At 36.7% G+C, this 13,775-nt stretch carries 8 protein-coding genes and 1 riboswitch; of the genes, 6 read left to right on the forward strand and 2 right to left on the reverse strand.

The window, feature by feature from the left end; all coding sequences use genetic code 11:
• The first annotated feature begins 45 nt into the window (after positions 1-45).
• From EG342_RS08205 to EG342_RS08215, 3 genes are read left to right on the forward strand one after another with little or no spacing between them, the layout of a single operon-like run.
• Entirely contained in the window at positions 46-1,077 is a 1,032-nt protein-coding gene (locus EG342_RS08205) for an AAA family ATPase (RefSeq protein WP_103289227.1), read from the forward strand.
• 44 nt (positions 1,078-1,121) lie between these two features.
• A complete protein-coding gene (locus EG342_RS08210; RefSeq protein ID WP_103289228.1) occupies positions 1,122-2,444 on the forward strand; it encodes a DUF58 domain-containing protein in 1,323 nt (440 codons plus the stop codon).
• Between the two features lie 24 nt (positions 2,445-2,468).
• On the forward strand, positions 2,469-2,888 hold the full coding sequence (locus EG342_RS08215) for an OsmC family protein (RefSeq protein WP_103289229.1): 420 nt from the start codon (positions 2,469-2,471) through the stop codon (positions 2,886-2,888).
• Between the two features lie 65 nt (positions 2,889-2,953).
• Here the strand turns inward: EG342_RS08215 and EG342_RS08220 are convergent, their stop codons facing one another.
• Together EG342_RS08220 and EG342_RS08225 are read right to left on the reverse strand one after the other, a co-directional pair.
• Positions 2,954-6,670: a DUF7619 domain-containing protein gene (locus EG342_RS08220; protein WP_103289230.1), complete on the reverse strand. Its 3,717-nt coding sequence runs from the start codon at positions 6,668-6,670 to the stop codon at positions 2,954-2,956.
• Positions 6,671-6,980: 310 nt separating this feature from the next.
• Positions 6,981-9,596 carry an MGH1-like glycoside hydrolase domain-containing protein gene (locus EG342_RS08225; protein WP_103289231.1) on the reverse strand — a complete coding sequence of 872 codons (2,616 nt, stop codon included), beginning with the start codon at positions 9,594-9,596 and terminating at the stop codon, positions 6,981-6,983.
• 188 nt (positions 9,597-9,784) lie between these two features.
• A riboswitch (SAM riboswitch) is annotated at positions 9,785-9,891 on the forward strand.
• A gap of 58 nt (positions 9,892-9,949) precedes the next feature.
• Between EG342_RS08225 and EG342_RS08230 the strand changes: the two genes are divergently transcribed.
• From EG342_RS08230 to EG342_RS08240, 3 genes are all read left to right on the forward strand, one after another.
• The gene (locus EG342_RS08230; protein WP_103289232.1) at positions 9,950-10,888 is read left to right on the forward strand and encodes an alpha/beta fold hydrolase; all 939 of its coding nucleotides are present in this window, start codon (positions 9,950-9,952) and stop codon (positions 10,886-10,888) included.
• A gap of 4 nt (positions 10,889-10,892) precedes the next feature.
• Entirely contained in the window at positions 10,893-12,431 is a 1,539-nt protein-coding gene (locus EG342_RS08235) for an ACT domain-containing protein (protein ID WP_103289233.1), read from the forward strand.
• Between the two features lie 131 nt (positions 12,432-12,562).
• Positions 12,563-13,723 carry an O-succinylhomoserine sulfhydrylase gene (locus EG342_RS08240; RefSeq protein ID WP_103289234.1) on the forward strand — a complete coding sequence of 387 codons (1,161 nt, stop codon included), beginning with the start codon at positions 12,563-12,565 and terminating at the stop codon, positions 13,721-13,723.
• Positions 13,724-13,775: the final 52 nt, after the last annotated feature.

The following is a 13,775-nucleotide window of genomic DNA, read 5'->3' on the forward strand; positions in this document are numbered from 1 at the left end:
TAAGCCCCAAGACGACGAAGTACCATTTAGCCAAAAATAAAAATTATGGAAAACCCTGAGAACTCAAATATAGAAGACCAAAGCTCCATCAACCTTAATAAACAGGAAGAACAATTTCAGTCAAGAATTGATATGATTGAACTTCGGGCGAGTCTTGAAAGAGTAAAAGCTGAGATAGCAAAAGTAATTGTAGGACAGGAGAACATGATTGATCATCTTCTGGCAGCACTTTTGTCCAACGGTCACGTTTTAATTGAAGGTGTTCCGGGAGTGGCAAAAACGATTACAGCAAAATTACTGGCAAAGACCATTGATGTTGGTTTCAGCAGAATTCAGTTTACACCGGATCTTATGCCTTCCGATATTTTGGGGACATCGGTTTTCAGCATGAAGAATTCAGAATTTGAATTTAAAAAAGGACCCATCTTCTCCAACTTTATATTGATTGATGAGATCAACAGGTCGCCGGCAAAAACCCAGGCGGCATTATTTGAGGTAATGGAAGAAAGGCAGATTACCATGGATGGCTTTCGTTATGTAATGGAAGAACCGTTTTTAGTGGTTGCTACTCAAAACCCGATTGAACATGAAGGAACTTACAGACTTCCGGAGGCTCAGTTAGACCGTTTCTTATTCAAGATTAATGTAGGTTATCCGAACCTTGAGCAGGAAATTGCCATTATCAGAAATCAACACGAAAGCAAGAAAGAAGATAAAACGGAAGGAGTACAAAAAGTAATTACGTCAGAACAACTGAAAAGCTACCAGCATTTGGTAAAAGAAATCATTGTGGAAGCCCAGTTGATGGAATATATTGCAAAAATTATCATCAACACCAGAGAAAACCAGTTTTTATATCTGGGTGCCTCACCAAGAGCTTCGCTTGCCCTTCTCACCGCATCGAAAGCTTTTGCGGCATTAAGAGGTCGTGATTTCGTAACTCCTGAAGATATCAAGGAAGCCAGCTATGCTGTTCTGAGACACAGAGTCATCGTTTCTCCTGAAAGAGAGATGGAAGGGCTTACAGCAGATGAAATTATCCGTCAAATCTTAGAAGGAATAGAAATTCCCCGATAGACAACAGAGACTAAGGTTAAGAAAATAGTCTTTAATTTAATCCCATGAAAAATTTATACATCAATACACGTTTCTTTTTTGCACTCATCGGAGTGGGAATCCTGTATGTGCTTGCATTTTTCTTCCCGGTTCTGATGTGGGTTGCTCACATCATGTTATTGGTCTGTTTTCTTGCAGCTATGGTAGATTATCTGTTGCTTTTTAATCAAAAAAATGCCTTGCAGGCCCAAAGGATATTACCGGAAAAACTTTCTAACGGCGATGAAAACTTTGTGAAAATTGATATTAAGAATAATTACAATTTTAAGATCAATACAAAAATTATTGATGAAATTCCGTTTCAGTTTCAAAAGAGAGATTTTTTAATTAAAAAGTCTATTGAAGCCGGAGCCAATACTTTCTTTCAATATACATTAGAGCCTAAGGAAAGAGGCGAATATCACTTCGGAAGTTTAAATATTTATGCTTCATCACCGCTTGGGTTTGTTTCTAAAAGATTTAGCTTCCAGAAAGATGCCATGCTGCCTTCGTATCCGTCTTTTATTCATCTTAGAAAATATGAATTGATGGCACTTCAAAGTGAGTTTTTACTGGGTGGGATTAAAAAGATCAGAAAGCTTGGTCATACCATGGAATTTGAACAGATCAAGGAGTATGTTCACGGAGACGATATCAGAACGATCAACTGGAAGGCAACCTCGAAAGCAAACCGACTGATGGTCAATCAGTTTCAGGATGAGAAGTCACAACGTATTTTTCTGCTGATCGATAAGGGCAGAACGATGAAGATGCCTTTCAACGGATTAAGCCTGCTTGATTATTCGATTAATGCGGCAATGGCATTGTCTCATATTATTTTACGAAAAGGTGACCGGGCCGGGATGATGACTTTTTCTAAAAAAGCTGAAAATAAAATCGCTGCAGACAACAAATCCGGACAGCTGAAGAAAATTTCCGAAGCACTTTATAATATTAAAACCGACTTTTTTGAAAGTGATTTCAATCGACTATATCAGGATGTAAAATATTCAATCAACCAAAGAAGTCTGATTTTACTTTTTACCAACTTTGAAACATTGGACGGGCTTAATCGTCAGTTGAAATACCTTCGTGGTATCGCTAAAAATCACTTGCTGGTGGTTGTATTCTTTAAAAATTCGGAATTGCAAACTTTAACCAACAAAAATCCTGAGAATATGCAGGAAATATACGATGAAATTGTAGCTGAAAAATTTGAGTTTGAAAAGAAACTGATTATTCAGGAGCTTAGGAAATACGGGATTTATACGGTATATACCCTTCCTGAAAATTTAAATATCGACGTTATCAATAAATATTTGGAGATAAAAGCGAGAGGAATTTTATAATTTTGTAGCAAGCAACAAGCAATAATGAAAATAACACTCAACAGAATCAACGACGACTTTTTATTTGAATGTACCAATTCCCAAGGGAATTCTATTCTTTTAGACAATACTTCTCAGCCGGGAGCAAAAGGAGTTTCTCCAATGGAAAGCGTTCTGATGGCAGTAGCCGGATGTAGCGGAATAGATGTTGTTTCCATTTTAAAGAAGCAACGCCAGGAAATAAAAAGCTTTCAGGCAGAAGTAGAAGGGGAGAGAATTCAGGTAGACGATGCTAAACCTTTCAAATCAATTACTGTGAAGTTCCTTTTGGAAGGAGAAATTGATCCAAAGAAAGCTCAAAAAGCTGCAGAATTATCTTTTGAAAAATATTGTTCCGTGTCAAAGACTTTAGAACCGAATGTAGAAATCGGATATGAAGTCTGGGTAAACGGAGAAAAAATATAATCCAGAACTGGGTCGTAAAAAAAACCGGAACATCGAGTTCCGGTTTTTTGCATTTATAGATTGTATTAATTCTTGATTACTTTTTTGATCAGAGTTTCTTTTTCAGTAATAATCTTGAAAATGTATATTCCTGAAATTGTACTGCGGATCGCAATTTTTGTACTCAACGAATTGATTCCTGCATGCTTCTGGATAATTCTTCCCTGGCCGTCATATATTTCTACAGACAGAATCTTAGAATCAGTATTGATGTTGACATCCCCTTTAGTAGGATTTGGAAATATGGTGGCCGTACTTCTGTTATTGATATTGTCTGAGGTGGAAAGTGTGCCATTTTCACCAATGGTAGTTATTGCCTCATTGGTGATAACCGGATAATTGTAGTCGAAATAGATATTGGCTTTATTAATGACACGATCTCCCAGAACTAGGTTATTTTTAGATTTTATTTTTAAAAGTAAATTTCCATGAGCTCCCGCCTGAAGATTGATGTCTTTCATGATAAATTCGGCTTTGTTTCCTGTCATTTTTGTATAAGAAAGATGAGAAGTATTTTGCAGCTGTAAAGAGGCTACTTCGTAATCATCCGGATTAATATCCATTTCTACGACAATATTTGTAGCCGATGCCGTTCCTGTATTTTCAAAATTAACCATATAATGAAGATATTTTCCTACCATTGGCAATGGAATATTTTTACCTTCAAGACATATAATATCATTAGGATCATAAGAACCCACCACGGTTTGTTTGTAGCTGAAGTTGTTATCGTCAGGATTAATATCTCCGGAAATCGGACTGATATCAGCCGTGAAATTTAATACATCACCAATATTCACAGGGCTTGAAGCGTCTGTAGGTGCATTGATTCTGAAGGTGATTTCAGATGAAGTATTGGCATACGGTTTAAGGTTTGTCACATTAAATTTGATCTGGCTTCCTGAAACAGTAGGAGGTAAGGATGATGAAACAAAAGTCATTTTGGTGCTATCAAAATTAAGAACTGCCGTTCCCGATAAGGTAGTATTTCCTTTATTTCTCCACATTAATTTATATACTGCATCAAATCCCGGTCTTGCATCGGTAACCGGAGCCACTACGATTTCCAGATCTTTACCATTTGCGTTTTTGGACACACAGAGATCCTGAGTTGATGTAGTATTGTTAACTGCAGTAGAATTTATGGTAAAAGATGCCGGATTCACTGTGAATAAGGAAGGATTCTCCGGTTCTGCTGTTACGGTAAAATCTCCGGATTGAGTGAAAAAAGAATAAGTTCCATCTCGTTTTACAAATGTTTCCCCGGTAGTGGTACCATCATCTATTTTTAGTTTCATATTTTCGAAAACATCGTCGTTGGGATCACAACCGTTGTTATTTCCATCAAATCGTACTGTTCCTGTGATCGTATTATAAGCTCCACCGGGCGTGAAAGAACAATAGCTGCTTACACTACAATTGCTATATCCATACTGAGAAACCAACGACTGAACTTTAGTAAGTTCCGCATCATCACTACATATATATTTAAGGTTGGGATTGTTTGAGAAATCCGGGGACGACCCGAATTCATTAATCCCATTTTTAAGAAACATTGTAGTAAGCGCATTATTACTGCAATTGAAGGTTTCCAGTGTCGGTGCATAATCCGAGTAGTAGTATTTACTCAAATCCAATGTGGTTAACTGATTATTTGAACAATCAAAGTAAAAGTCAAAACTGGTATTATCCAAATTAACAGCACTAAGATTGTTGTAAGAAAAATCAATGCTGGACATATGAATTCCTGCAATATTTAAGGACTGTAGCTGGTTATGGCTGCAATTTAAAATACCGACATTATAAGTAGTGGTGGCCGGAAGAACTTTTAAATTTGTTGCATCCAGAGAAGTCAGATTATTATAACTGCAATCTAAATATCCTAAGCTTGGATTACCGGTAAGGTTTAAAGACGATAATTGATTATTGGAACATGTTAAAGCTTCCAATCCGGTTAAGTTATCTACTACCAAAGTCACAAGCTGATTCTTGCTGCAGTCAAGATTTTTTATACCCGGCAGATTTTGCAGATCCAAATTAGTTAAAAGGTTATTATTACATTGCAGTTTTTCAATAAGAGGCAGGTTGTTTAATACCATGCTTGTTAACTTATTATTGCTAAAAGAAAGATTCTTCAACTTAGGTAAATTCTGGAAATTGGCAGAAGCAAGATATCCATCACTATAATCAAAGCTAACTAAATTAGGAAGATTGTTAACTGCAAGTGTTGTGAGTTTATTCTTACCACATACAACAGATTCTAGTGATTGCAAATTCATAAGGTTAAGATCCGTCAGGAAATTATTACTGCAATCCAGCTTTTTTAAAAGAGGAAGAGTGGGCAGATCCAGTGACGTAAAACTACAGTTTCTGATGTCAAGATTATTGAATTGATCACAACCTGTTAGATTAATATTGCTTATTGCATATTTACCCTCATAAGCGTTTCCATCATGTAAAATAATAGTAGGTAAGGAAGAACAATTCTGAAGATTAATAGATTGTACCTTATACAATCCTTTAATATCGAAAGTATTTAATAGCGGGCAATTTGATGCATTAATGCTTGTTATTCTGTTGCTGCCGCATTGTAAAACCTGGAGACTTTCCAATTTGGGAAGGTTGCTTACATCCAATGCGGTTAATTTTAATTCGTATGTTGAAATTTTCCGTAAGTTTGGGCAGTTTTGCACATTGAGTGATGATAAAAGGGTACTTTGTTGCTGATAGCAATCGATGGGAAGAAAAGTAATGCTGTCTAAACTTTGCAAATTGCTCGTACTTAGATCGATGGTGCTGCAATTGGCAATACCAAAGATGGTTTTTAATTGAGTACAGTTCTTTACATTCATCGTGTTGTTGAATGATGCAACTTTTAAATCCACCAGATTGGCGCAGTCCTGTACATTCAGATCAGTAATATTTCCACCGGTAATTGAGGTAAGATTGGGGCAGCTATGAGCATCCAGTGTTATATTGTATTTGTTGAGTATCAGCTTTTTAAGACCTGGTAGATTAGCCAGATTTAAAGGATTACTGACGGTATTGTTAAAATATTCCTTAAGCGTCAACTCCTCCAATGCATTACAACCCTGAAGTGATAAAGTATTGATGTTGATGTTTTCAATATAAAGAGATTTTAATGTAGTAATAGTGCCAAAATTAAGATTGGATAAACTGACAGGAGCGGTACCGTATAGATCATGATAACCTTTTAATTTTATATCAGTCAATGCTGTACATCCTGTGAAGCTGATACCAGGTGAAGCATATATAAAACCTGCATCCAAAGTTTTAAGAGCACTGCAGTTTTGAAGATTGATGTCATGATTCGATGAGCCTTTAAAATCTATTGACAAGTTTACATTTTCTAGACTTGACATATTCGATACATCAACAGCTCCGGAGTAATAGCTTGTATTTCCGATTTGAAGTTGAAAAGTCTTTAATGCGGAGAAACTTTTAATCCCATTAATAGAACTTATGGTAGTCCCTGAAAAGTTTCCGCCGTAAAATGAGATATTGAGCTCACTTACCTGTAATGCCTCACTGATCTGGATTTCTCCATCACCATTGGCGTCAATTTTAAAATAATTTGAATTGAGATCCTTCGCAATCGTATTACCGGATGATGCCGAAAGTAATTTTGCTTTAAAATTAGAATCGGAAAAGGTTACGGTCTGACCTTTCAATCCCAAGCTGGTTATGAAAAGAACCAGCAGATAGAATAATTTTGCTTTCATGAGTAATTGTTTAGTGTTTTTTTAATATGAAAATGGCACATCTGATCTCTCAAATGCTATTTAAGCTTACTTGGAAAAGAATTTGGGTTGTCTAAAATGACGGGTGAAAAAATAAGAGATCCTCTTGAATAAATAATGTACAAGATTTGTACAGATTCCGCCATGCCAGTGCGGGAAGACATATTGTGTTTTCATTTGTTTGTGTTTTTTACAAAAGTAACAAATTATTGGATATCTACAAGTTAAAGCGTTTTTTTATATAATTAATTTGAAAATAAAAAAAGCCTCTTCAAAAGAGGCTTGATCATTTTTATAATGTTAATCGGGGTTTAATGAGTTTTGCTACCGTAGCAGTCCATCCCGTTTGATGAGAAGCTCCCACGCCTCGGCCGTTATCTCCATGGAAATATTCGAAGAAGGTGATATAATCTTTAAAATGCTCATCATAATTAAGCTTTGGATTTCCTCCATTGAAAGCTCGTTGGCCATTTTCGTCTTTTAAAAAGATCGAACAAAGTCTTTTGCTGATATTCTGAGCCACTTCATCAAGATTTCTTTTATCACCGCTTCCCGTTGGTAGCTCTACTTTAAGACTGTTTCCATAATAATAATGAAAACGCTGCAGGCTTTCCACAATAAGGAAGTTGATCGGAAACCAGATCGGGCCACGCCAGTTACTGTTTCCGCCAAACATTCTACTGTCACTTTCTGCAGGAGTATAATAAACCATGTTTTCCGTACCATGAACAGAGAACACAAATGGATTTTCTTCATAGACTTTAGACATAGCACGAATTCCGTAAGAACTTAGAAACTCCTTCTCATCAAGCATTCTGCTTAGTACCTTTGTCAACCTGTTTTTACGGAGGATACTCATCAGATGTTTTCTGCCTTGTCCTTCCTCATCCCAGTGGGAAACCAGTTTCGTGAGTTCTGGCTTGTTTTTTAAAATCCACTCCATTCTGGTTTTAAAATTGGGCATCTTTTCCAATAATCGGTGATCCACAATCTCTACTGCAAAAAGTGGAATTAATCCGACAATACTTCTTAATTTTAAAGAAACACTATCTCCGTTTCCAAGCTGCAGCACATCATAAAAGAAGCCGTCTTCCTCATTCCAGAGGCCTCTGGTTCCTTCGCCCAGGTTTTCCATCGCTTCAGCAATATATAAATAATGCTCAAAAAATTTGATAGCCATATCTTCATATACCTGATAATACTGAGCAAGTTCCATCGCAATCCGCATCATATTGAGAGCATACATTGCCATCCAGCTTGTTCCGTCTGCCTGCTCAAGATGCTGCCCATCTTTTAGTTCCATATTCCGGTCAAAAGCTCCGATGTTATCAAGTCCAAGGAAACCACCACCAAAAATATTTTTACCATTTTTATCCTTTCGGTTCACCCACCAGGTGAAGTTCAGAAGCAGTTTCTGGAACACTTTTTCCAGGAAAAGCAAATCCGGTTTTCCATTATTTTTTTCATCAATTTTAAAAACCCTGAAACAAGACCATGCATGTACCGGCGGATTTACATCACTCATATTCCATTCATAGGCAGGAAGCTGTCCGTTAGGGTGCATATACCATTCCTTCGTCAGTAATAAAAGCTGCCCTTTTGCAAATTCGGCATCAATAATAGAAAGCGGAACACAATGAAAAGCAAGATCCCACGTTGCATACCATGGGTATTCCCACTTATCAGGCATCGAAATAATATCCTTGTTGTGAAGATGATTCCATTCCGTATTTCTTACATAGTTGTTGAAGTCTCTGGGAGCTTCAAAATTGGGGTCACCCTTTAACCATTTTCCGACATTATAATGATAAAACTGTTTATTCCATAGAAGTCCTGCAAAGGCCTGCCGTTGAACATTCTTTTCATCATCGTTAATAGGATCGCTTTGAACTTCATTGTAAAATTCCTCTGTCTCTGAAATTCTTGTATTGAAAATTTCATCAAACCGGTCAAAAGGTTCATCCCTTTCATCAGGACATAATCTGAAGTCAAAAACTTTGCATTGTCCGGCTTCAATAAGCTCCTCTATAACGAAAGAAGCTTTTGTTCCTCTCTGTTCCGGATGTATTGTGTTTGTCCCATGAATGACAAAATCATTGATCCCGTCTTTGTAATAATTTTCCTCAGTTTGAGGAGTACCGTACAGTTTGGAATTGTTGGTTTCGTTATCGCAGAATACACTGTGTCCATTTATATTTCTTGAATATAGTTTCTTAAGTGAAATACTGTCGTGATTAATATCAATACATCCGTTGTGAGAGGCATTCAATTGACCTTTATAAGTATTGTAGCCCCATTTCCAGTTATTTCTGAACCATGCAGTGGGCATCACTACTATAGGAGCGTCGCGTTGACTGCGGTTGCAGACCGTTATTCTGGCCAGAATATCGTTGTGATCCCCTTTGCAGTATTCAATAAAAATATCAAAATATTCATCGTGATCGAAAATTCCTGTGTCAAAAAGTTCATATTCAGGTTCCTTTTTGCTGCGTTTTCCGTTTTCGCTCACAAGATCATCATAAGGAAATGCATTTATGGGATACTTATACACCATTTTCATATAACTATGGGTCGGTGTATTGTCCAGATAATAAAAAATCTCTTTAATATCCTCACCATGATTTCCCTGAGGATTGCTTAATCCAAAGAAACGTTCCTTTATAATCTTATCATTTTTATTCCAAAATGAAAAAGCAAAACAGAAAATTTGCTTTACATCAGAAATTCCGGCTATCCCTTCTTCACCCCAACGGTAGGCATAGCTTTCTGCATTATTGTGATTGGTATAGTTCCACGCATTTCCGTTTGGGCTGTAATCTTCACGGACATTTCCCCATTGCCGGTTGCTTACATAAGGTCCCCAGTTTTTCCATTTTGTATCCTGTAATCTTTCTTTTTCAGCAATCATATTTCATCATTTTTCTACACGAAGTTAGTTTTTTTGAAAAGTAATTCCAATTTTTTTCATCTGAAGAATTCTTAATATACCCTTGAAATACTTGTATTTAAGCTCTTTTTTAAATATTAAATTAATTTTTTTTTGAATTTCAAAGAAAAGAACTACCTTTGCACCATTCGTTCATTCAAATATTGAAAATGTTATCAAGAAAGGTTGAGGGATTAGACCCTATGAAACCTTAGCAACCCTTTGCGCAAGCAAAGAAGGTGCTACGTTCTACCAAATAATTTTGGACAGATAACTTACTGAAGTTCTTTTCAGCCATTTCCTGTGGCATTTTCAATTGTATTAAAATAATAGAATTGAAAACAGAACTAAACTATATTAATCTTTCGTATCAAACAAATTCCAATAAGGAATACCATATCTCGTTAAGCTATGAGCTTTTCGGGAAAGACCTGTTTACAGCTCCTATTATACTCATCAATCATGCGCTCACCGGGAATTCAAATGTTGCCGGAGAAAAAGGATGGTGGAAGCAGTTAATCGGAGAAAATCAGGTGATTGATACCAAAAAGTACACGGTTCTGTGTTTCAATATTCCCGGAAACGGTTACGATAATTATTTAATTGATGACTATGAAGACTTTACACCTTCAGATATAGCAAATCTGTTTCTGAAAGGGCTGCAAGCTTTACATATAAAACAAGTATACGCCATTATTGGAGGCTCACTCGGTGGAGGAATTGCCTGGGAAATGCTTACGAAGCAGCCTGAACTGGCAGAGATCTTTATTCCGATAGCTTGTGATTACAGAACTCACGATTGGCTTCATGCACAATGTCTGGTTCAGAAATTTTTATTAAACGAAAAAGAAGAGCCATTACAAAAAGCCAGAATTCATGCCATGTTGTGCTATAGAACTCCACAATCGCTTAATGACAGATTTCAAAACAAATACAATAAGGACAAACAACGATTAGAATCGGAGGATTGGTTATTATTCCATGGTGATGCACTAAACGAAAGGTTTAGTTTAAAAGCGTATAAACTGATGAATCATTTGTTGATGAATATTAACGCTGAAGAATCCATGTTGGAGAAAATACAGGCACGAATGCACATGATCTCCGTTGATACAGACTTGTTCTTTCCAGCTTCTGAAATCCGAATGTGTTTTGAAAATCTAAAAGCGAAAAAGGAAAATGTCTCGTATCACGAGATCCAATCTATACACGGGCACGATGCCTTCCTAATGGAATATCAACAATTAAATAATATCATAAAAAACATTTTATAGAGAAATGAAAAATGCTAACGAAATAAAATTTTTAAAGAACAGATCAATCGTCAAATTTGAAGGAGAAGATTTTTTAGGAGAAATCGGTATTGACGGAAGAATTTTTAAAGCGCTTACTTTAGCGCGTATCAGTGTTGGGGTAATCTCTCAGCAAGCGATAGAAAACGGAATATCCATTTTAGTACAAGAGAATGATGCCGAAAAGGCAGTAGCTTGTCTTATTGACGAATTTGAGCCGGAAAGAAAATCAGGAAAAGTTTCCCAGATATACAGTATCAACAATGTTTCTGTCATTGGTTTTGTCGCAGAAGATTTCAATAAAGTCTTTGCTGAACTGGCCAGAAATAATGTTTTCCCATTGTTGCTGAATCAGGTAGCAGGTGAAAACAGAGTAAACATTGTAGTGACTTCCTCACAAGATGAAAAAACCAGAAACATCATTGAATCTGAAATTTTCAAAAAACCGAAAACCGTTCATCTGGCAATTATTGGCCATGGAAATGTAGGAAAGACTTTGATACAGCAGGTACTGGAGTCTTCAGAAGAAATTAAAAGACGTAAAAAAATAGATCTTAAAGTAGTAGCTGTAGCCAACTCTAAGAAAATTGCTTTCAATAAAAAAGGATTTGGTACTAACTGGAGCGATGAGGTGATCACAGCCGAAAGTCCTTCTAATGTTGAAGAATTGATCAATTTCTCCAAAGAAAATCAATTGGAAAATCTTATCGTTGTGGATAATACGGCAAGTAAAGATTTTGTTAAAAACTATCAGGCTCTGGCAGAAAACGGATTTGATCTGGTTTCGTCCAACAAAATATTTAATACACTTCCTATCGAAGAGTATCGTAAACTAAGATATACGTTGAACAAAAACAACAGACGTTATCTGTACGAAACCAATGTAGGAGCAGGACTTCCTTTGATTGATACCATCAAATTACTACATCTTTCAGGAGAAAATATCACCCGAATCAAAGGAGTATTCTCAGGAACCCTGAGTTATGTTTTCAACAATTTTTCTCTAAGAGACGATAAGTTCTCAACAATCATCAACGAAGCATTGGAAAAAGGCTTCACAGAACCGGATCCAAGAGAAGACTTATCAGGAAATGATGTAGCAAGAAAATTACTGATCCTGGCAAGAGAATTAGATTTAATCAATGAATTTGATGATATCAATATTCAAAACCTGGTTCCGGAAAGCTTACTAGCAGTTTCAAAATCAGAATTCCTTTCAAAACTGGATGAACTTGACGAGGAATATCAAAAAATAAAAGAAAGCCAGGAACCTGGTCATGTGTTGAGGTATGTTGGTGACCTGCATGGTGATTTACAGAAAGACAAAGGTGAACTGGATGTAAAGCTTATCTCTGTTCCTGCAACTTCAGCATTAGGACAACTGAAAGGTTCAGACTCGATCTTTGAAATTTATACAGAAAGTTATGGTGAAAACCCAATCGTGATCATGGGAGCAGGTGCCGGAGCAAAAGTAACGGCAAGAGGAGTTTTCGGAGATATTTTAAGAGTAAGTGAAACCAAATAATTAAACAAATTAAAAAGTACAATGTATTAATGGTGATAATCCCGAAGGGATGATTTAGATTAAGGTAGAATAAAATTATATCAAATTTAATAGACCCGATACAGATACATTGGTAAATCAATTAAAACTATATGGAAAATTTTGAAACATCAGCAATAAGAACCCAAACCGAGAGAACCCAGTTTGATGAGCATACTACACCCTTATACCTTACGTCCAGCTTTATTTTTCAGGATGCAGAAGATATGAGAGCCAGTTTTGCGGAAGAAAAGCCTAAGAATCTATACAGCCGTTTTTCAAATCCGAACGTAACAGAGTTTACTGAAAAGATTGCAAAAATGGAAGGTGCTGAAGCAGGATACGGATTTGCAACAGGAATGGCAGCTATCTATTCGACATTTGCAGCATTGCTGAATGCCGGAGATCATATCGTAAGCTGTCAGTCCGTTTTCGGATCTACCCATACTTTATTTACCAAATATTTCCCGAAATGGAATATTGAAACCACCTATTTCAAAGCTGGAGATGCAGAGAATGTGGAACAATATATCAAACCTAATACAAAGATTTTATACCTTGAAACTCCCACCAATCCGGCTATTGAAATCCTGGATCTGGAGTTTTTCGGACAGATTGCCAAAAAGCATAATCTGATCTTTATTGTAGATAATTGTTTTGCAACACCTTATCTGCAACAGCCTATTAAATATGGTGCAGATATTGTTGTACATTCAGCAACGAAGTTGATCGATGGGCAGGGAAGAGTATTGGGAGGAATTGCAGTAGGAAAAGCAGACCTGATCAGGGAGATATATCTTTTCGCAAGAAATACAGGACCTGCTTTATCACCTTTTAACGCATGGGTATTATCAAAAAGCCTTGAAACATTAGCGATCCGTGTAGAAAAACACTGTGAAAATGCATTGAAGGTAGCTGAGTTTTTAGAAAACCACCCCAATGTAGAGTTCGTAAAATATCCGTTCCTGAAATCTCATCCAAGTTATGAAATAGCCAAAAAGCAAATGAAGCTTGGTGGAAACATCGTTGCTTTTGAAATAAAAGGAGGAATAGAAGGCGGAAGAAACTTCCTAGACAAGATACAAATGTGCTCACTTTCTGCCAACTTAGGTGATACAAGAACGATCGTAACGCACCCTGCATCCACTACACACTCTAAACTGACCGATGAGGAAAGAAACGAAGTAGGAATTACTGCAGGATTAGTACGTTGCTCAGTAGGCCTGGAAAATGTAGACGACATCATCGCCGACCTGAAACAAGCACTAGATTAATCCAAAGAGCCCCAACGGGGCGACTTAACCCAAGATAGGATGTAGTCCTATT

It is taken from the genome of Chryseobacterium lactis (assembly GCF_003815875.1).
Lineage (GTDB): Bacteria > Bacteroidota > Bacteroidia > Flavobacteriales > Weeksellaceae > Chryseobacterium > Chryseobacterium lactis.

Coding starts and splice junctions, on each gene's coding strand:
- EG342_RS08205 (WP_103289227.1), top strand. CDS start 46: ATGGAAAACCCTGAGAACTCAAATATAGAAGACCAAAGCTCCATCAAC.
- EG342_RS08210 (WP_103289228.1), top strand. CDS start 1,122: ATGAAAAATTTATACATCAATACACGTTTCTTTTTTGCACTCATCGGA.
- EG342_RS08215 (WP_103289229.1), top strand. CDS start 2,469: ATGAAAATAACACTCAACAGAATCAACGACGACTTTTTATTTGAATGT.
- EG342_RS08220 (WP_103289230.1), bottom strand. CDS start 6,670: ATGAAAGCAAAATTATTCTATCTGCTGGTTCTTTTCATAACCAGCTTG.
- EG342_RS08225 (WP_103289231.1), bottom strand. CDS start 9,596: ATGATTGCTGAAAAAGAAAGATTACAGGATACAAAATGGAAAAACTGG.
- EG342_RS08235 (WP_103289233.1), top strand. CDS start 10,893: ATGAAAAATGCTAACGAAATAAAATTTTTAAAGAACAGATCAATCGTC.
- EG342_RS08240 (WP_103289234.1), top strand. CDS start 12,563: ATGGAAAATTTTGAAACATCAGCAATAAGAACCCAAACCGAGAGAACC.